This is a genomic window from Phaeobacter sp. JH20_29 (assembly GCF_048056175.1).
GTDB lineage: Bacteria > Pseudomonadota > Alphaproteobacteria > Rhodobacterales > Rhodobacteraceae > Phaeobacter > Phaeobacter bryozoorum.
Genome location: NZ_JAYMWO010000013.1, coordinates 542,935 through 562,243 on the forward strand (window position 1 = coordinate 542,935; position 19,309 = coordinate 562,243).

The 19,309-nt window shown below is 60.8% G+C and carries 13 protein-coding genes and 2 tRNA genes; 2 read left to right on the forward strand and 13 right to left on the reverse strand.

Annotation, left to right across the window (positions count from 1 at the left end):
• Positions 1–17: 17 nt before the first annotated feature.
• Positions 18–2,963 (reverse strand): hypothetical protein, encoded by a 2,946-nt coding sequence (locus VWZ85_RS12395; RefSeq protein WP_416588524.1) that lies wholly within the window; start codon positions 2,961–2,963, stop codon positions 18–20.
• A gap of 457 nt (positions 2,964–3,420) precedes the next feature.
• Between VWZ85_RS12395 and VWZ85_RS12400 the strand changes: the two genes are divergently transcribed.
• Positions 3,421–3,495 (forward strand) — tRNA-Asn (locus VWZ85_RS12400).
• A gap of 227 nt (positions 3,496–3,722) precedes the next feature.
• On the opposite strand, the gene VWZ85_RS12405 is transcribed toward VWZ85_RS12400, so the two are convergent.
• The 7 genes from VWZ85_RS12405 to VWZ85_RS12435 are packed head-to-tail and all read right to left on the reverse strand — an operon-like array spanning position 3,723 to position 11,060.
• On the reverse strand, positions 3,723–4,976 hold the full coding sequence (locus VWZ85_RS12405; RefSeq protein ID WP_416588526.1) for an AGE family epimerase/isomerase: 1,254 nt from the start codon (positions 4,974–4,976) through the stop codon (positions 3,723–3,725).
• A 24-nt stretch (positions 4,977–5,000) separates the two neighbouring features.
• On the reverse strand, positions 5,001–6,068 hold the full coding sequence (locus tag VWZ85_RS12410; protein ID WP_340545673.1) for an ABC transporter ATP-binding protein: 1,068 nt from the start codon (positions 6,066–6,068) through the stop codon (positions 5,001–5,003).
• 11 nt (positions 6,069–6,079) lie between these two features.
• Positions 6,080–6,931: a carbohydrate ABC transporter permease gene (locus tag VWZ85_RS12415; protein WP_416534881.1), complete on the reverse strand. Its 852-nt coding sequence runs from the start codon at positions 6,929–6,931 to the stop codon at positions 6,080–6,082.
• Between the two features lie 8 nt (positions 6,932–6,939).
• Positions 6,940–7,890, reverse strand: coding sequence for a carbohydrate ABC transporter permease (locus VWZ85_RS12420; RefSeq protein ID WP_340545675.1), 951 nt, complete (start codon positions 7,888–7,890; stop codon positions 6,940–6,942).
• On the reverse strand, positions 7,872–9,128 hold the full coding sequence (locus VWZ85_RS12425) for an ABC transporter substrate-binding protein (RefSeq protein WP_340545676.1): 1,257 nt from the start codon (positions 9,126–9,128) through the stop codon (positions 7,872–7,874). The genes VWZ85_RS12420 and VWZ85_RS12425 overlap by 19 nt, the downstream gene beginning before the upstream one ends.
• 41 nt (positions 9,129–9,169) lie before the next feature.
• Positions 9,170–10,321: an aminotransferase class I/II-fold pyridoxal phosphate-dependent enzyme gene (locus VWZ85_RS12430; protein ID WP_416540130.1), complete on the reverse strand. Its 1,152-nt coding sequence runs from the start codon at positions 10,319–10,321 to the stop codon at positions 9,170–9,172.
• Positions 10,314–11,060: a FadR/GntR family transcriptional regulator gene (locus VWZ85_RS12435; RefSeq protein ID WP_416595478.1), complete on the reverse strand. Its 747-nt coding sequence runs from the start codon at positions 11,058–11,060 to the stop codon at positions 10,314–10,316. The genes VWZ85_RS12430 and VWZ85_RS12435 overlap by 8 nt, the downstream gene beginning before the upstream one ends.
• A gap of 424 nt (positions 11,061–11,484) precedes the next feature.
• On the opposite strand from VWZ85_RS12435, the gene VWZ85_RS12440 reads away from it, so the two are divergent.
• Positions 11,485–12,660, forward strand: coding sequence for an MFS transporter (locus VWZ85_RS12440; RefSeq protein WP_416588528.1), 1,176 nt, complete (start codon positions 11,485–11,487; stop codon positions 12,658–12,660).
• A 196-nt stretch (positions 12,661–12,856) separates the two neighbouring features.
• Here the strand turns inward: VWZ85_RS12440 and VWZ85_RS12445 are convergent, their stop codons facing one another.
• The 5 genes from VWZ85_RS12445 to pdxH all read right to left on the reverse strand — a co-directional run bounded on the left by VWZ85_RS12445 (position 12,857) and on the right by pdxH (position 19,215).
• Positions 12,857–16,501 carry a vitamin B12-dependent ribonucleotide reductase gene (locus tag VWZ85_RS12445; protein WP_416588529.1) on the reverse strand — a complete coding sequence of 1,215 codons (3,645 nt, stop codon included), beginning with the start codon at positions 16,499–16,501 and terminating at the stop codon, positions 12,857–12,859.
• Between the two features lie 807 nt (positions 16,502–17,308).
• A tRNA-Pro gene (locus VWZ85_RS12450) sits at positions 17,309–17,385 on the reverse strand.
• 43 nt (positions 17,386–17,428) lie between these two features.
• Entirely contained in the window at positions 17,429–17,917 is a 489-nt protein-coding gene (locus VWZ85_RS12455; RefSeq protein ID WP_416588530.1) for a DUF192 domain-containing protein, read from the reverse strand.
• Positions 17,918–17,954: 37 nt separating this feature from the next.
• The gene (locus VWZ85_RS12460; protein ID WP_416588533.1) at positions 17,955–18,491 is read right to left on the reverse strand and encodes a cold-shock protein; all 537 of its coding nucleotides are present in this window, start codon (positions 18,489–18,491) and stop codon (positions 17,955–17,957) included.
• A 118-nt stretch (positions 18,492–18,609) separates the two neighbouring features.
• On the reverse strand, positions 18,610–19,215 hold the full coding sequence (gene pdxH, locus VWZ85_RS12465) for a pyridoxamine 5'-phosphate oxidase (RefSeq protein WP_340545683.1): 606 nt from the start codon (positions 19,213–19,215) through the stop codon (positions 18,610–18,612).
• Between the last annotated feature and the right edge of the window lie 94 nt (positions 19,216–19,309).

The following is a 19,309-nucleotide window of genomic DNA, read 5'->3' on the forward strand; positions in this document are numbered from 1 at the left end:
CCTCTTGGCTCCCGACTCTAGCCGATCATGTGCAGGCCCAGATTGTTGTCACAGGCGACCAGATCGACAAGGGCCTGCACCGTCTGTGGCGGGGTTTCGCCTGCGCCGATCTGCGGCGCCAGTCCCGCTGCGGGGTCGGTATTGGCGCGGTCATTCACATGGGTCAGCTCATAGAAAAACACCAGCTGCAGCCCTGCGGGTGCTGCATTGCGCGTATCTTTACAGAGCTGCGTGATCTGCTGCGCGTCATTCTGCGTCAGATCCGATGCCGCCTGCTGATCCGGGCCGATGTCACAAGGCCCCAGCGCAAGCGGATGCGGACTCCAGAGGATGCTTCGGTCCATAATCTGCGAGATCGGTTTATCGTTCAGGACCCATCCGCCCCAGACGCGCAGCCCCGCACCCTGCGCCGCGACCGTTCCCCGGTTACCGAGATCCGGCACCAGTCCCGGCATCACCCAATCAGCATCCTGCGCCCAGTGCAGAGAGACCGGCAGATAGCTGCCGCGCCCCACTGTCACCGGGCCATCACCAGTTGGAAAAACATCGGCGCGGCGATCGCGGATGTAGATATCCACCACCGGGGCCGCTCCCGCCTTGCTGCTGATCTTCTCCGGGTTCGCCGGAAACATGCCCATGGTTTCAAAGGCCCATCGTGTCACCTTGTGCGAGGTTGCCGGCTGCCACTCTGCCCCGCCTCTGGGCAGCGGAACCAACGCCGGGGCACCCCAGCCTGCGGCTTCCATCCCAACCTCCAGCATTTCAGCGCGCGACGGCGATTGCGCCAGACCTGCCATTGCCTGCAGCAGCAGATACAGCGTCATATCGGAGGCGCGGGTGCGTTGCCCCCAATCGGCGTCGCTCCCTGCCAGCGTATCGCCGCCAAGCGCGCGGTAAAGCAGGAAACATGACGACGACAGGATCTGCTCCGTCAGATAGGCCTTATGCTCGGTGCCGGACTTGGGCGGATCCTCAACAACCGAGCGGTTCAGCAGACCGTACCAGCCCCAGCCCATGGCCGGGGTGCGATCGTGCCGCCGTGGCGCAAAGACAAACGGGAAGGTCCATCCCCGCATCCGTGCATCGCCCGGATAGGCCGGGCTGGACAGATCCGACAACGGGTCAAAGAAAACCGCCGCCATGGAATCGCCGGCGCTATGGGCGAAATCGAACTCAAGCTGCCCGATCCGCGCCGCCAGCAGGTAATGACCGAATTCATGCAGCATCCAGCGCCCGCTGCTGGCGATGCCCAGCGGCTCCAGCTGGCTGTCTGGCGTCCCCGGCTTGACCCTGGCCCAGCGGTTGAGATTGGCCAGCGCCAGATGCATGTCGATGCTCGGCTTGCTCTGCTGGGCGGCATCCGGCGCCACGTCGTAACGCACCTGCGCGTTGATTGTCCGACCGCTTCTGCCGGGTCCGGGCACGATGCCCGAGCGGTAATGCACGGCCAGCGGTCCGTCCGCCGTCGCAACATAGGCATCCGGTGCCAAACCCAGCCCGCTCATGCTGTCAAAGAACACCGTGCTATGCCAATAGGCGCTGATTGCGGTGGACAGGTTGCGGCGTGGCGGCACATCTGACACATCCATCGGCGGCAGCGGCTTGGGCAGATCGCCGTGACCATCACCCGGCACAAAACGCGGGCAATTGCGCACCACATAGGCCGGTCGCTGCATCTTCATCCCCAGATCCAGCTTAATCGCGCGATTTTCGCGGAACAGGTCAAGGATCTTGTCCGGCCGCGTGGGGCGCCGCCAGGACAAGGGCGGCGCCGGGTGCCCGCGCCAATCCGGTGGCGGCACCGGGAACACCCGCACAAATGGCTCCAGCTCCGGCACCCGGGGGCCACCACCTGCCACTGCATGGCTCACCAGCGGCACCCGCGTCACCGACACGACTTCGACGCTGTTCTGAGCGAGGTCCTGCAACCGCAGACGCACCGTCAGCCGATAGCTGAGCGGCGCGCCGCGCGTTGTCTCCTGCCCGCGCGCCAGCAGGACCAGCGTCATCTCCCAGGCCCCCGCAGCGACATTGTCCTGTTCCGCCGAAAACTGGATATCCTGCAACAACAGCGACCGCGCCTCCACCCCGGCCTGTTTGGCGATAGTTTCCTCAAGCATCGACATCATGCGCGGCGCTGATACGACCGGGGGCGCCTCGCCGCCCGTGTCGCTGTCCGCAGCATCATCGGTGGTCGATGCCGTCGGCAAATCGCCGGTATCCGTGGCGGCCTGCGGTTCGGCCGTTGCAGGATCATCTGCCGCCTGAAACCCGATCGGAACGCTTGACAACGGCTGCGCCAACCGGCTCAGAATGGACTGTTTTTCGTCAGCACTGCTGTTGGCCAGGATCGCCGACAGCGCGCGATTTGCACCGCCCGGGAATTCAGCTGTCAGACCACGGATGATCAGATCAAAGCCGCGTGTTGTCTGGCGCACCTCAACCGGCACCCGAAATCCTGCTGAGGGAAACCGCATCAGGAACGACGAGAGCAATGGGTTCTCGATCCCCTCGGTCGCGACCAGGATCACGGTGCCTGGCATCGCACCCTTCGGATTGCGTGACATGTTCCAACTGGCAATGTGCCCTTTCAACCTGGTCGACGGCCCATCAATTTCCGGCCAGATATCGCACCAGTGAAGCAGGCTTCCAGCGGAGGCGACACCTGCAATCAGGTCCAGCATCGGGTCCGCCGCGCCCAGAGGCGGAGTTGTCGCGTTCACATAGGCTCTCAGGTGTTTCAGATAGTCGGCCGCCGCGCCGGTCAGCGCAGCCAGATTGATCGGCCCGTCAGCCGCCCCGGCGGTGGCCTCTGCGACATAAGGGGCCGTCGGATGTGAAATCAGCCGCGACGGGCGGCGCGAACCCGGATACTGCCGCTCGTACCGCAGCCAGGCCTTCACCGTGCTGCTGGCAAGATTTGCCGACGGCGGCCAACGTCCCGGAAATGTCACTTTCGCCATCTCGTCCCCCTTCGAGCACACGCCCTTGGCGATGCTCTGTCTGTGTCAAAATTATCGCTCGACACCCTCAGGGATGGCCCATTTGCGGGGGAACACCGCCGCACTCAGTCGCGCGGTCCCGCCTCTTTGGCTCTGGTATTTTCGATCTCGTCTCTCCTGCCGAGATTGGCTTGTCCAGCCGCGTCTCCCGACACCCGCCGCGCCGGTCGCTTTGCAAGATCAAAAGATCCCCCTCCGGTAAGCCTACCACAGTTTCGATGCGGAAAGTAGCCGCGCGGCAGCACGCCCCGTATCGCCGGGCGACGGAATATTGCTGGACATCACGCGGCGCAGACCGCCAATCGCCCCAGCCCCGCCACGGCCAAAAACACTGCGCGATCGAGCTGTCAAAAAAATGCAGCCGAGGGCATTTTTTCTCTGGACGCGCCAGAATGCACGCCATATATCAGCCCCACATTCCGGCGTAGCTCAGCGGTAGAGCAGTTGACTGTTAATCAATTGGTCGTAGGTTCGATCCCTACCGCCGGAGCCAAAGTTTCCAAGGGCTTAGCGTTCATTCGCTAAGCCCTTATTTGGTTGATGTCGGGATTTTTTACGGTGTCATCGCGTCGATATTTCGCGATAATGTCGGCCGCCCTGCGACGCCCGGCGCAGGTACCGTCCGGGCCGAGCGGGGCTCACCAATGTCCGGGCCAAGGCGCTGCACTAGCGGCAGATGGATGGGTGATCGGACCGGTTTTTTTCAGGTGCGCGCCGTACTCAGGACAACAGCGGTTTCGACAATTGTTTCAGCCCTGACACATGGCCCAACTGCAAGGCGCCCATTGGCAACAGACAGGCCTGAAGCGCGTGGTAGATATCCGGCTTGCCGGTAAAAATCGTCTGCGTCACCTGCCCCGCCTGGTCAATCTCGGGGTACCAGCCACCGCGCTCTTCATCAATGAAATGGGCCTGTGCAAAGCTCCAGAGGCGGCGATACCACAGCTCGTCCTCGGCCCGGGCGTCCAGCCTGATCAAAGCGGCAACCGCGCCGATGGCCTCGGTTACCGGCCACCAGAATCGATTGGTCATCGCAACCTTACCCTCAAAGTCAAGCGTATAGGCAAACCCGCCATCCGGCAGCCAGGCGTCCGCCAGGGCCCGCTCGATCAGCTTCCGGGCGCGGCATGGAACGCCTGGATCCTGCCGTCCGGCCAGATCCCAGTGCTGCAACAGCAGCCGCCCCATCTCAAAGGAATGGCCCGGCGTGGTACCCGCAGGTCGAAACATCGGATCACCGGCATAGGCGCGATCAATCTCCCACTCCTCGGTATAGTGCTCTGGCAGTCTCCAGCCGTCCTGCCCGGCGATATCACCGACAAAAAACGCCAGAATATGCCCCGCTCGCTCCAGGAACATCGACTCGCCGGTGGCTTCGTAGGCTGTCAGCAGCGCCTCGACCCCGTGCATATTGGCGTTCATGCCGCGATAGGATGAAAACGGCGTCCAGTCCCGGTTCCATTCATCAGCAAAGCGCTGCGCCTGCGGTTCCCAGAATCTGTGGTCCAGCACCTCGGCGACATCCGACAGCAACGCATCCGCACCTGGATGCCCGGCTAGCTTGGCAGTGGAGGCCGCCAGCAGCACGAAGACATGCCCATAGGCCAGTTTGCGATCATCAGCGACCGTGTCGCCCTTCATCCCCCAAAGATACCCGCCATGGACGGGATCGCGATGATGACTTTTGAGATAGGCGATGCCATGGTCAATGATCCGGTCGGCACCGGCATAGCCGCAGATATGCGCCAGCCCGTAGGAATGCACCATACGCGTGGTTGTGTGCAGCTCCTGTGTGTTGTCCGGCAATGGCTGACCGGCGGCATCAAGGGTATGGAAGCCCGGTCCCTTGCCCAGACTCGCAGAAAAGAAACCCAGTTGCCGACGAGCATCCGCTATCAGAAAAGCGCGGTGATCCGGGTCGTCCAGCCAGAAACCGGCTGCATCCAGCGCTCCGGCAGGGTTCGGCGTGACCATGGCTACTCTCCTTTGTGTCGCACGTCAGGCGGCGGGCCGGATGGCCCTGCCATTTGCGTTGAAGATATGAGCATTCTGCCGCTGCACCCGCAATCCCAGCCGATCCCCGTTTCGGACCGGAATATTGCCATGTTTGCGCACGAGAAGCGGCCCCAGCCCATCGACATTGGCATAGATGTTTGTGTCCGATCCCAGACGTTCAACCACATCTGCAACCGCAGTCAGATCCCCCTCACCCGGTGCCACCACATCCAGATGCTCCGGTCGGATGCCAAGATCCACAGCTGCGGCGGTGTCGCGCAGATGATCCAGCGTCAGCATCATGCCATTGCGGGCCATCACCCCGCTATCGGCCCCGGATACCGGCAATATGTTCATCGTGGGAGAGCCGATGAACTGCGCCACGAACTTATTGGCGGGCCGCTCATAGAGATCGAGCGGCGAGCCGACCTGCTGAATATCGCCTCCATTCAACACCACAATGCGGTCCGCCAGCGTCAGCGCCTCGACCTGATCATGGGTCACATAGATCATCGTGGCGCCCAGTTGCTTGTGCAGCCGAGCAATCTCCAGCCGCATCTCCACACGCAGCGCCGCGTCCAGATTGGACAGCGGCTCATCAAACAGGAACGCGCGCGGATCGCGGATGATGGCGCGCCCCATGGCAACGCGCTGGCGCTGCCCGCCCGATAGCGCCTTGGGCAAGCGATCCACCAGTTTCGACAGGCCTAGGGTTTCGGCGGCCTTGGCGACGCGCGATCTGCGCTCCTCTGCCGGTTCCTTGCGGATCTCCATGGAAAACCCCATGTTCCGCGCGACATCCATATGCGGATAGAGCGCGTAGGACTGGAACACCATGGCAATGTCGCGATCCCGTGGCCGCACGTCATTCATGCGCTGCCCGTCGATCTCGAAATCGCCAGACGTGATCGGCTCCAGCCCTGCGATCATCCGCAGAAGGGTAGATTTGCCGCAGCCTGATGGCCCGACCAGAACGATGAATTCACCGTCCTGAATATCAAGATTGATATCGCGCAGCACCTCAACGGCGCCATAGCGTTTCGCAACATCTCTGAGTTCGATCCGTGCCATGATCCGGCCCCCTATCCTTTGACCGCGCCGGACGTGAGGCCCTGCACCAGGTAGCGTTGTATGAAAATGAAGAACAGGCAGCTTGGCACCAGCGCCAGCACGCCAGCCGCCATCATCTGCCCCCAGTCCACCGAGAATTTCGACACGAAGGTCAGCAGCCCGACCGGGAAGGTCATCGCGTCATTTTTGGAAATCAGCATCAGCGCAAACAGCAGCTCGGACCAGGCGGCGGTAAAGACAAAACCCAGCGTCGCCCCCAGCCCCGGCAGGGTCAGCGGAAACACCACCGTGCGCAGCGCCTGAAACCGGGTGCAGCCATCCATCATCGCGGCCTCTTCCAGATCCTTTGGGATCCCGTCAAAGAAGGATTGCATGAGGAAGGTCGCAAATGGGATGTTGAAGGCGGTGTAGACCACGATCAGCGAGGTGAGCGAGTTCAGCAGGCCTAGATCAGCCACGATCTTGTAGATCGGCGCGATGATCATCAGCAGCGGGAACATCTGGGTGATCAGCATCACACCGATGATGATCCGCTTGCCCGCAAAGACAAATCGCGAGAAGGCATAGCCCGCCCCGGCCGCAATCAGCGTGGTGAAGAACGCCGTGCCGAGCGAGACTGTCAGAGAGTTGCGGAAATAGGCCAGGAACTCGGTCTCAAACAGCACGGTGGCGAAATTCTCGAACGTCACTGCACTGGGCAGCATCCGCGTGCCCTCGGAGAAGATCAGCGCATCGGGCGTAACGGCGATTTTCATCAGCCAGTAGAGCGGAAACAGCGCAAAGCCGAGATAGAATGCGATGGCGGCATATTTCCCAAGCGCCAGCGCTGGATGACGTCTGGATGAACGCGCGATATTAGCCATGGTGATCCTCAGATCTTGACCAGCCGTCTGCGCATCCACAGCAGGATGACAGCATAGGCCAGAAGGATGATCAGCAGCGCCACCGCAATGGTCGAGGCATAGCCGAAGTCCAGTTTGCGGAACGCGGTGGTAAAGATGTAGGTGGACAGGATCTGCGTTGAATTGGCCGGACCACCCCCGGTCATCACAAAGATCAGATCGGCAAAATTGGCGATCCAGATGGTGCGCAGCATCACCGTGATGGCAATCATTGGCGCCAGGAACGGCAGGGTAATCTTGGTAAAGCTCTGCCACGCGCTGGCGCCGTCGATTTCGGCAGCCTCGTACAGCTCACCCGGAATGGACTGCAGCGCAGCCAGCAGCGTGATGGCGAAAAACGGCACGCCAAACCAGATATTGGCGGTGATCGGCCCCCAGATCGCCAGATCAGGATCACCCAGGATATTGTAGGGCTCCGACAGCACCCCAAGCGCGGCCAGCCAGTGCGGGATCGGTCCGATCACCGGGTTGAACAGCCAGGCCCATGTCAGGGCTGACAGAAAGGTCGGCACCGCCCAGGGCAGAAACACCAGCGCTTGAAACAGCTTCTTGCCAAAGAACTGCGTGTTCAGCAGCATCGCCAGCCCAAGCCCGAGAAAGAACTGAAAGAAGATCGACCAGAACGTCCAGAAGAAGGTGTTCTCAAGCGCGATCCAGAATTTGCGATCCGTCCAGAGCTTTTGATAGTTTTCAAACCCGACCCAGCCAGTGTCGAAAGGATTCAGCAGTTCAATGGCCTGAAACGAGTAGGACACCCCAATCACCAGCGGCATCAGCATGACGCTGCCGATCAACAGGATCATCGGCGACAGGTAGAGAAACGGCTCCACCATATAGTGCCAGTAGAGCGAGCGCCGTGCCCCGGTTCCCCCGGGCACGACGTTTTTTTGGGCGCGCGCAATCACTGCTTTGCCTGCCATTTCGCATATTCGCCGGTCAGGAAATCCGCCCATTCATCGGCCAGATCCTGTGCGCTGCGCTGACCAAGAAGCGCTTCCTGGCTGGTTTCCAGAACCACGGTGCTTGCAAAATAGCCCCATTTCTCCAGAAAGGTCGGCATGGTGGTCGGCTCATACTGCTCACCGTTCAACTCCTTGAACCAGCCTGCAAATTGCTCGGTCTGGAAATAGGGGTCCTGATCGGCGCCCTTATGGACCGGGATCACACCAACCCGCTTGGCCCAGGTGCCATTGGCCTCAGGTGCAGACAGCGCCGCCACCAGATCAAAGGCCTCGTCCTCATGCTTGGTCGCATTGAAGATCGACCAGCCTGCAAAACCGATGGTCGGGAATGCCTTGCCGGAGGGGCCGACAGGCATCGGGATCACCGCAAAATCCTCGGCTGGCATCCGCTCCGAAATCGCGATCAGCGCGTCAGGATCCTGATCGAGGAAAGCGCAGGTGCCAGAATAGAAACCGGCGACGATCTCATTGAAGCCCCAGCTGACCGCATCCTTCGGGGCATAGCCCTTCTGGTAGAGATCAAGCATGAACTGGATGCCCTCGACCGAGCCTGGCTCATTCATGCGGCTCTTGCCATCATCGGTGAAGAAGTCATTGGTGCCGTTCATCGCAGCCGCCATCATCACCCAGCCGTTGGTGCCACCCGGACCACCGCGCAGGCAGTAGCCTGACTTGCCGTCCAGTTCCGATACCGCAGCCGATGCCGCCATGAAGTCTTCCATGGTTTCGGGCGGTTCGACACCGGCTTCGGCCAGCAGTTTCTTGTTGTAGAACATTGCGCGCAGGTAGAACCCGTAGGGGATCATGTAGAGATCACCCGCCTGGCTGCCCATTGCGATCGTCTTGTCTGTCAGCGTTGCGCCATGCTCCCAGTCGGCGACATGATCGGCGAGGCTTGCCAGCTGGCCGGAGCCTGCATAAAGCGCCTGCCAGGTGTCGGGCATTTCGACAACATCGGGGATATCGCCGCCGGCAACCATGGTCGCCAGCTTCTCAAACGCCTGCCCCCACGGCAGGCTGATGATTTCGACGGAAACATCGGGATGGGCGGCCTCGTAACCGTCAACGATGCTCTGCAGCACCTTGGTGCGTTCCGGGCTGGTGATCACCTCAACCAGCTTGAGCGTCGTCTCCGCGTAGGCGGCGCTGCCCATCAGCATGGCCGCCGTCGTGATCCCTGTCAGAATTTTTTTCATGTTGTCCTTCCCCTTGTCGTGTGACGGTGCACACGGCCCTGTCAGACCGTGCTAGTCGCGAGGGCGGATGTGATATCCGCCCACAGGTCCTCGGCCTCCTCCAGCCCGAGGTTCAGCCGAACGAGGTTCGGCGAAACTCCAAAACGTTGCATCGAGTTCTCTTCGCCGATCTGCGCAAGCCCGACGCGGGCCGGCAGGATCAGGCTTTCAAATCCACCCCAGCTGACGCCCAGCCGGAAATGGGTCAGCGCGTTGGCAAATGCCGGGATATCCACGCTGTCATCAAATTCGACCGACATCAGACCGGACCGCCCGGTGAGACCCGGCACGTCGTTTGGGCCCGGAGAATGCACCCGGCGCACCTGCGGCAAGGCCGAAAGACGGTCGATAAAGAGCGTCGCCGTGGCCTCGTGCTGGCGCATCCGTACCGCCAGCGTGCGCAGGCCTCGGGTCAGCAGAAACGCCTCGAACGGCGCCAGCTTGCCACCCAGCAACGGCAACGTGAGATCACGGATCCGGTCGATATTCGCCTGCGAAGACACCACCACCCCCGCCACGGTATCGGAATGGCCGGAGATATATTTCGATGCTGAATGCAAAACGATATCAATGCCTTGGGTCAGGGGTTTTTGAAACACAGGGCTGGCCCAGGAATTGTCGATCATCGTCAGCACGCCATGCCGTTTTGCATGGGCTGCAACCTTCATGAGGTTCAGAGGCTGGAACACCACCGAGCTGGGGCTTTCCAGATAGGCCAGCCGCACGCCCTTGAGCAGGTCCGGCTCCTCTTCCAGCTGCTTCGGCGCGTAATAGTCGATTTCAACCCCAAAGGGCCGCAACAGCCGTTCCATGAAACGATAGCTGTCGGGGTAGACATGTTCGACGCAGGCAATCCTGTCGCCCGGTTTCACAAAGGCAAGAAGCGTCGAGGAAATCGCCGCCATCCCGGAGGCAAATCCGCAGGCCGCCTCGCCCTGCTCGGCCTTGGCCATCAACCCCTCAAAAGCCGCCACCGTCGGGTTCTGGACCCTTGTGTATATCGCCGTATCGCTGCGCCCGGCCATGCGATCTTCAAACGCTTCGTAGCTGTCAAAACTGAACAGCGATGTCTGTACGATCGGCGGGGTGATCGCGCCGTTGCGATCCTCCAGAACAGCCGCCATCAACGTGGCCAGGCCCAAGTCCTCAGTCATCATGTCCCTCCACCATCGCCTGCATCGACTCGCGGATCTCCGCTTCGACCATGTCGAGAATGCGCTCCATCACTTTCATCGCCTCCTCCTCATTGCCCGCGACCACCGCTTCGGCCAGCGGCAGGTGCAGCGGGATCGAGGACTCCCCCAGATGCGGCTTGCCGAATGGCGCCTCGTAGACCTCGTTGAATCCATGCTGGATCTGCTGGATCAGCTGACCGAACAACGGGTTGCCGCAGGCCTCCTGCAGGGCTTCGTGAAACCGGTAATCGGAGGCGCGCCAGTCCTCTCCGGCACCGTGAACCGCGATCAGCTCGGTCACACGGCCCATGATGATACGGGCGCTTTGCGGGGTGATGTTGCGGGTTGCCAGGCGGACGGTTTCCAGTTCCAGCGGGCGCCGAACCGCATGGGTTCGCATAAGGCTCTCGGCCTCCAGCTTGACCATCACCGGCAGATGGATGGCATTTGACACCACCTCCGTCGCCAGTCGCGTCCCGGCCTTCTTGTTGCGGGTCACGATGCCCATGTTCTGCCAGGCGGTCAGCGCCTCGCGCACCTTGGACCGGCCTACGCCCAGCTGACGGGCGATCTCCACTTCTGGCGGCAGGCGGTCGCCCACACCCAGCCCGTCAGCCTCGATCATGCGGATCAGCGCTTCAAGGACATCCCGGCTAGTGCTGCGCGCCGGAAGCGGCGCCATGTGATGGGCTGTCTGGTTCGGATCACGCGCTGCCATGCTGTGCCTTTCATGCGATCTGGCGCTGGCCAGACCCGGTTCCTGTCACAGCATGGCAATAATGTCGGACATTATCAACAGTATTGTCGGACATTATATAATCAAGCACATTCAATGCGTTATAAAGACATGTTAAGGCACCACTCAGAGATCGGAGCCGGATCGGAACAGACGCTCTTGCCAATCAACCGGCCCCTGCTGACGTCGATTCGATCCATCTGCCGCGCCGAATACGGCCCGAATAAACCACCCGGGCACCTGCCGCACATTGGGCCAAAACCGCTTGCACCGGCATTGAGTTCCAATCACTCTGCGAAAATCCTGGCGAGGATTTGTCTGCGCCAAGCGGTCCCGTCAGATGTCCCAAGCCGGTATGGGCCCGCCAGATTTGAGACCTCAGTTTCTACCGTAAAAAGGATTTCGCGTGCCCGTAACCAGCCCTCACCCGACCCGTCCGTCTTCCCGGTTCCGGCTGCGCACGCCATGGCGCGCGGTTGCGGCGATGTTTGTGCTGAACGGCGCCCTGTTTGGCATCTGGGCGTCGCGCATCCCCGCCGTCGCCGACAGCCACGGGCTGACGCCCGGCGCGCTGGGGCTGCTGCTGTTGCTAATGGCCGCAGGCGCGATCCTCTCCTTCCCGCTTGCCGGACGGGCGGCAGATCGGATGGGGGCCGCCCATGTAACCCGCCGGGTGGCGCTGGCCTATGTCCTCGGGCTGGTGCTGCTGGCGCTGGCGCCGAGCCTGCCGCTGCTGGCGGCCGCGCTCTTTGTCTTTGGTGCCGCCCATGGCAGCATGGACGTAGCGATGAACGCATGGGCAAGCGAGGTGGAGAAACGTGCCGGACGGCCGATGATGTCGTCTTTTCACGCGATGTTCAGCCTTGGGGCCGGGCTTGGTGCGCTGTCTGGCTACGGCGCGGCCTCCGTCGGGGCAGAAATCCCGCTGCATTTCCTGCTCGCCGGGGGGATCGCAGCGCTTCTGACGCTCTCTGTCGCACAGATCCCCTGGACTGCCGACCCCGCCCCCAAGAATCCGATGAAAAAACCATCACTTCTGCCCCGTGGACCGCTGGTTGCGGTGGGATTCGTCGCCTTTTGCGGGGCCGTTGGCGAAGGCGCGATGGCCGACTGGAGCGCGATCTTTCTGGTGCTGACGACGGGCGCCAGCGAAGCGGATGCCGCGCTTGGATTTGCCGTTTTCTCGGTCGCTATGGTGGCAATGCGGCTGATCGGCGATCTTGTGGTCGCGCGGCTTGGGGCCGTCAGCGCCGCGCGCATGGCCGGTGCCAGCGCCTGTCTTGGCGCATTGATCGCGGTGGTGTTTGGCAGCTACGCTGCTGCCATGATTGGCTTTGCCCTGATGGGTATCGGCTATGCGCTGGTCATGCCGCTCGCCTTCAGCCGCGCGGCCAGTGATCCCGAACTGCCCGCGGGCGCTGCCATCGCCAGTGTCGCGACATTCGGCTACGGCGGCATTCTGATCGGCCCACCCATGATCGGCATTACCGCCGAGTTGCTGTCGCTGCCTGCCGCCTTTGTGATCCTTGCAGCGCTTTCAGCGTTTATCGTTATATTTTCAAGGGTTCTAAAACGCAGCTAAACCAAGCTCCGGACCAAAAAAGAAAAAGGGAGGCGCTGTGGCCTCCCCCTCCCAGGTGCACGGATCAGGTGGTTCTTGTTACCGCCCGAGGTTGTTGCCTGTGTCCCGATCCGTGTCGGGGTGAGCGCACCCACCCCGGGTTTCCGACCAGCGCGACAGCATCGCCGCGATGGTCACAGTCCAATTCCATCAGCACTCAGCTACAGCCAGAGGTGCCGCCGCAGGTGTTGCATTTCATGCAGGTGCCATTGCGCACCAGCGTGTAATTTCCGCAATCGCCGCAGGCCTCGCCCTCGTAGCCCTGCATCTTGGCCTTGGTTCGGGCATCCATGCCGCCGGACGCGGCAGGCGCAACGGCTGATGTCTCAGGCACCAGCGACTGCAAGGCAGCGACCGGATCGCCCCCGATGTTGGCCAGCAGCTCGGTCTGCCCGCCCTGCAATACGACCAGTTCCTGCGGCAGACGCTTACGCAGATAGCCGGTGGAGGAAATCTGTTTCAGCACCTCCAGCGACCGCGTCGCAGCGGTTTCGCTCAGTTCCGAGAGATTGGAGACACCCTCTTCCTCGCCCCGGCCCAGATCGTCAAAGCTGGCGCCTTCCGGTTTGACATGAGCCAGATCGGTCCGATCGAGATAGCTGACCGCCAGCTCACGGAACACATAGTCCAGAATGGAGGTCGCATTCTTGATCGAGTCATTGCCCTGCACCATGCCCGCGGGCTCAAACTTGGTGAAGGTGAAGGCGTCGACAAACTCCTCCAGCGGCACGCCATATTGCAGGCCAACCGATACCGCGATGGCGAAATTGTTCATCATCGCCCGGAAACCGGCACCTTCCTTGTGCATGTCGATGAAGATCTCGCCAAGGTTGCCATCCTCATATTCGCCGGTGCGCAGGTACACTTTATGGCCCCCAACCACCGCCTTCTGGGTATAGCCCTTGCGGCGCTGCGGCATCTTGGTGCGATGCGATTTCACGATTTCCTTGATAACCACCTTCTCGACGATCTTCTCGGCAAGGGTGATGGCCTTTTCCTGCTGCGACCCGCTTTCGAGAATTTCGGCCGCCTCATCGTCGTCCTCAACCAGTGCCGCCGCCAGCGGCTGGCTCAGCTTGGAGCCGTCACGGTACAGCGCATTGGCCTTCACCCCCAGCGACCAGCTGAGTTCATAGGCCTTCTGGCAATCCTCGATGGTGGCGTCATTGGGCATGTTGATGGTCTTGGAGATTGCACCGGAGATAAAGCTCTGGGCTGCGGCCATCATCAGGATATGGCTATCAACCCCCAGATAACGCTTGCCTTTCTTGCCACAAGGATTGGCGCAATCAAAGATGTGATAGTGCTCTTCCTTCAGATGCGGCGCACCTTCCAGCGTCATGGATCCGCAGACATGGTCATTCGCCGCCTCGATATCGCGCTTGCTGAAGCCCAGATGGCGCAGCAGGTCAAAGGTCGGATCGTTCAGCTTTGTCGTCGGGATGCCCAGAACACCGGTGCAGAAATCCTCGCCCAGCGTCCACTGATTGAACACAAAGCGGATATCAAAGGCCGACTCCAGCGCCGCATCGACCTTCGCAAGCTCATTGGGGCCAAAGCCGTGACCGGCCAGCGAGGTGTGATTGATTCCCGGCGCATTGCCGATGGTGCCATGGCCCACGGCATAGGAGACGATCTCTTCGATCTGGGCCGGGGAATAGCCCAGCCCCTCCAGCGCGGCGGGGACCGAGCGGTTGATGATCTTGAAATAACCGCCGCCGGCCAGCTTCTTGAACTTCACCAGCGCAAAGTCCGGCTCGATCCCGGTGGTGTCGCAATCCATGACCAGACCAATGGTGCCGGTTGGGGCGACCACGGTGGCCTGCGCATTGCGGAACCCGTGACGTTCGCCCAGCTCCAGCGCCTCGTCCCAGCTGCTCATCGCCAGTTCCGCCAGACGCGGGTCCGGGCAGTTGGCACTGTCAAGCGGCACCGGCTTCACGGCCAAGCCTTCGTAGCCGTCGACCGCGCCGTGCGCGGCTGCGCGATGGTTGCGGATCACCCGCAGCATGTCGCTTGCGTTCTGCTCGTAGCGGGCAAACGGCCCCAGCTTGGAGGCCATCTCGGCGGAAGTGACATAGGACACGCCGGTCATGATCGCGGTCAGCGCACCGCAAAGCGCGCGCCCTTCGGCGCTGTCATAGCCAAAGCCCATGTTCATCAGCAAGCCGCCGATATTGGCGTAGCCAAGGCCCAGCGTGCGGAAATCATAGGAACGCTGCGCGATTTCCTTGGACGGGAACTGCGCCATCATCACCGAGATTTCCAGCGTCACCGTCCACAGACGGCAGGCGTGCATGTAATCCTCGGCCTGGAACACCCCGTCCTTGAGGAAGGTCAGCAGGTTCAGCGACGCGAGATTACAGGCGGTATCGTCCAGGAACATATATTCCGAACAAGGGTTTGAGCCGCGAATCTCACCGTCGGAGGGGCATGTGTGCCACTCGTTCACTGTGTCGTGGAACTGGATGCCCGGATCGGCGCAGGCCCAGGCCGCATGACCGACCTTTTCCCACAGATCCCGTGCCTTCACGGTTTTGGCAACCTTGCCATCGACCCGGTTGATCAGCTGCCAGTCGGCGTCCTTCTTCACCGCATGAAGGAAGGCGTTGGTGACCCGGATCGAGTTGTTGGAGTTCTGACCGGAAACCGAATTATAGGCGTCGCTGTCCCAGTCGGTGTCATAGGTCGGGAATTCAATCGAGGTATGCCCCTGCTTGGCATAGTCCAGAACGCGCTTCACATAGGTCTCGGGGATGGCGACCTTCTTGGCTTCGCGGATTGCCTTTTTCAGCCCATCGTTGACGGCCGGATCATAGGCGTCAGCCTCGGCCCCGTCCCAGCTGCGAATGGCCTCGAAGAGACCGTTCAGCATCTTCTCGTGCATCTTGGAGCCTGCGACGATGGAGGCCACCTTCTGCTCTTCGATCACTTTCCAGTCGATGAACTGTTCGATATCCGGGTGATCTGCATCGACGATCACCATCTTGGCGGCGCGACGGGTGGTGCCACCGGATTTGATCGCGCCGGCTGCCCGGTCACCGATCTTGAGGAAGCCCATCAGGCCAGAGGATTTGCCACCGCCGGACAGAGGTTCGCCTTCACCGCGCAGGTGGCTGAAATTGGTGCCGGTGCCGGAGCCATATTTGAACAACCGCGCCTCACGAACCCAAAGATCCATGATGCCGCCGTCCTGCACCAGATCGTCAGAGACCGACTGGATAAAGCAGGCATGGGGCTGCGGGTGCTCATAGGCGCTGTCAGATTTGGTCAGCTGGCCGGTCTTGTAATCGACATAATGGTGCCCCTGTGCCGGGCCGTCGATGCCATAGGCCCAATGCAGACCGGTGTTGAACCACTGCGGGCTGTTCGGCGCGGCGCGTTGGGTCGCCAGCATATAGCGCATCTCGTCGAAATAGGCGCGCGCGTCTTCCTCGGTTGAGAAATAACCGCCTTTCCAGCCCCAGTAGCACCAGGCGCCGGCCAGACGGTCGAACACCTGTTTGGAAGAGGTCTCGCCGCCAAATTCCACATCATCACCGGCCGGAACCGAGCGCCACAGGAACTCGGGCACGCCTTTTTCACGGAGCTTTTTCAGTTTGCTCGGGACACCGGCTTTACGGAAATATTTCTGCGCAATCACATCGCTGGCGACCTGGCTCCAGCCCGCCGGAACCTCGACGCCCTCAAGACGGAATACAATGGTGCCGTCTGGATTGCGGATCTCCGACGTCGCAGGGACAAAGTCCAGATCGGCATATGCGTCCTGCCCAGATTTTGTAAATTTCCGTTCAATCTTCATGCCATCTGCCTCTTTTTTTGCAGTCCCACTGTCACAAATCACGCCTTTTGGCCGACGCGTCTCTTCGAGTTCTTCGCCACAAAACACCTTGCTGCGCACCTCACATAAGATGCGTGCCAGGGCCGAGGCCCCATATCCGCCAGCGCTAAATGCTTTGCTTGGTCTGGTGTAGCACCGGGTGAAATCCACCATATTTTGTGCTGCATCATCCGACGTACACAATTTGACGTATTCAGGCATATGGGGTCAACGGCATTTTTAGGCTTTCGTAACCATCTTTTTCGTTGACGATAGCTTAATGGTCTGCGGTCGATCACGAAGCTGCGATTCAGAGTTGATCACTTTACCTGGCACGGTCCCAAGAGCCCCATCCATCCGACGCGATAAATCCCCTTGCGGAGAGGGGCTTGCCGCATGTCACGCCTCAGCAACGGCAGCAGCGAACTCTTCCGAAACAGAAATCACTCAACCAGGCCGAGGGTTGATAAAATGAAATACACGCCCACCAGATAGAAGGCGTGCCGAGGTGTTTTTTTTCCCTGTTGGCACGAAGCGTAAAAGGAAATCGACGCCAAGGCGCGTCAGTTGGTTAAGCAACCCTTAACAGACATAGCGAGACGCCCGATTTGATCATAATTTGGAAACCAGTCCGAATCTCCTCAGCGAGCCCTCAGCGACTGAACAGCGCCGCTGCCCGTCCGCGGACGACGGATCTGCGCCCCCATCGGATCGGTCAGCTGGAACGCGAAACGCCGACAGCCCGGTGACAGGCATGTCGGCGTCTACGTCACATCCAGATGGATGAAATGGTCGGGGCGGCGAGATTCGAACTCACGACCCCCTGTACCCAAAACAGGTGCGCTACCAGACTGCGCCACGCCCCGGACCGTGCGCCTTCCTAGCGTTGCCGATCTGATTTGAAAAGCCCTAACAGGGCCAAATTGCGCCTGTCGTTGAAAAAACTTCATGGCGCAGCAGGGTGCCGACCGAAATCCCATAAAGCGCAGCAAGACCGCCGTTGATTTCCAGCACGGCATAGACGTTGTCACCACCCGGAATCGGCGTCAAATCGCCGGGGATCGCCCGGTGATGGATGTGTCGGACCGTCCCGCTGCTGTCGACAAACAGCATGTCCAGCGGAATGAGCGTATTCTTCATCCAGAAGCTCGCGCGCTGCGGCATCTCATAGACAAACAACATGCCACTGCCACGCGCCATATGGGGCCGGTGCATCAACCCCTGCGCGCGTGTTTCTATGGTATCGGCGATTTCTACGGTGAACTGCGCCTGCCCCCAGGGGCCGCGCAGGCTGACCAGATCAGGTCGGCAGGTTTCTTCGGACTGCACCGCACCGGCCACCACAATCGCAGCGACCGACATAATAGAGAGAGCGGCGGCTCTGGCTCCTGTTGTCATCCTGTCTGACAATCGGGTCCAGGCGCACCGCATCACCTTAGTCCTGCTTTTCCAGAAGCGCCGATTCCCAGGCCAGCACCTCGATCGCCATGCGGCCGCGTTTACCGTCGATCACCCGCATCCCAAGCGCCTCGCCCGGTTGCAGTTCCGACAGGCCCGACTGGCGCAGAACCTCGACATGAAGAAACACGTCTTCGTCGCGGCCAAACACATTGGCAAAACCAAAGCCCTTGCCTTTGTCGAACCATTTCACCCGCGCGGGCACCAGTGGCTCGGCGCTCAGCGTCTCGGCATCAATCTCCGCGAAATCGCTCAGAACCGGGCTGTCGTCGCGAACCGGAGGCGTGATCGACAGAATCTCCACCGCCTGGACGCCGCGTTCGGTGCGATGCGTCACCAGTTCAACCTCGGCCCCGTCCGCGATGGAGCTCTGACCGAAGTTACGCAACACATTCACGTGCAGCAGGATGTCCGGTCCGCCCTCATCGGAGACGACAAAGCCGAAACCTTTGGTTGGATCGAACCATTTCACCAGCCCGCGTATTTGCTGCAAACTGCTCAAGTCTTCTGCCACTGCTGTAGTCCACCGTATTCTTCAGTTTTTAACCAGTAGGTGATGCTCTATTCTCGGTTCTGAGTTCAAGCCAAAAACGGACACCAATATCACAATTCTGCTATTTTCCGATAGTGACCTAAGGGCACAACCGCTCCACGCTCCAAAGCGCTTCGGGTGTCTCGCGCCGCCAGACAAAGCGATCATGCAGACGAAACGCGCCATCGGCCCAGAACTCGATCTCAAGCGGCGTCAGGCGGTAACCGCCCCAGAACGGCGGGCGCTCGGGATTTGACCCTTTGGTGGCTGTGACCTTGGCCACCTCCGCCATCAGCGCACCCCGGCTCGACAAGGGGCGCGACTGCGCCGAGGCCCAGGCCCCCAGCCGGCTCTTGAGGGACCGGGATTTGTAATAGGCATCGGCCTGCGGGCCGTTCTCGCGACTGATGATCCCGCGCGCACGCACCTGGCGTCGCAGCGATTTCCAATGCATGACAAACGCCGCCTTGCCAGCGCCATCCAGCTCCTGCGCCTTGGCGCTTTCGTAATTGGTATAAAAGACAAAGGCTGCGTCCTCGATCTCTTTCAGCAGGACCATCCGGCAATTGGGCAACCCATCGGCATCCACCGTCGACAATGCAATCGCATTGGGATCGTTGATCTCGCTCTCTTCCGCCTCGCTCAGCCAGCTGCGCGCGATGGCAAAGGGATCCTCCCCCGCAAAGATACCGCTGCGATCGGACATGGCGCACCTCTTGGACTGTTATTATTTGGGTCTGGCTGGCGCGACAATGCGCATGGCTGACAGCAACCTAGGCCGAGACAGGACAAACGACAAG

Excerpts from the sequence above, each read along its gene's own strand:
- VWZ85_RS12425 (WP_340545676.1), bottom strand. The coding sequence starts at position 9,128 with ATGAAAAAAATTCTGACAGGGATCACGACGGCGGCCATGCTGATGGGC.
- VWZ85_RS12395 (WP_416588524.1), bottom strand. The coding sequence starts at position 2,963 with ATGGCGAAAGTGACATTTCCGGGACGTTGGCCGCCGTCGGCAAATCTT.
- VWZ85_RS12420 (WP_340545675.1), bottom strand. The coding sequence starts at position 7,890 with ATGGCAGGCAAAGCAGTGATTGCGCGCGCCCAAAAAAACGTCGTGCCC.
- VWZ85_RS12435 (WP_416595478.1), bottom strand. The coding sequence starts at position 11,060 with ATGGCAGCGCGTGATCCGAACCAGACAGCCCATCACATGGCGCCGCTT.
- VWZ85_RS12430 (WP_416540130.1), bottom strand. The coding sequence starts at position 10,321 with ATGACTGAGGACTTGGGCCTGGCCACGTTGATGGCGGCTGTTCTGGAG.
- VWZ85_RS12405 (WP_416588526.1), bottom strand. The coding sequence starts at position 4,976 with ATGGTCACGCCGAACCCTGCCGGAGCGCTGGATGCAGCCGGTTTCTGG.
- pdxH (WP_340545683.1), bottom strand. The coding sequence starts at position 19,215 with ATGTCCGATCGCAGCGGTATCTTTGCGGGGGAGGATCCCTTTGCCATC.
- VWZ85_RS12445 (WP_416588529.1), bottom strand. The coding sequence starts at position 16,501 with ATGAAGATTGAACGGAAATTTACAAAATCTGGGCAGGACGCATATGCC.
- VWZ85_RS12410 (WP_340545673.1), bottom strand. The coding sequence starts at position 6,068 with ATGGCACGGATCGAACTCAGAGATGTTGCGAAACGCTATGGCGCCGTT.
- VWZ85_RS12415 (WP_416534881.1), bottom strand. The coding sequence starts at position 6,931 with ATGGCTAATATCGCGCGTTCATCCAGACGTCATCCAGCGCTGGCGCTT.
- VWZ85_RS12455 (WP_416588530.1), bottom strand. The coding sequence starts at position 17,917 with ATGACAACAGGAGCCAGAGCCGCCGCTCTCTCTATTATGTCGGTCGCT.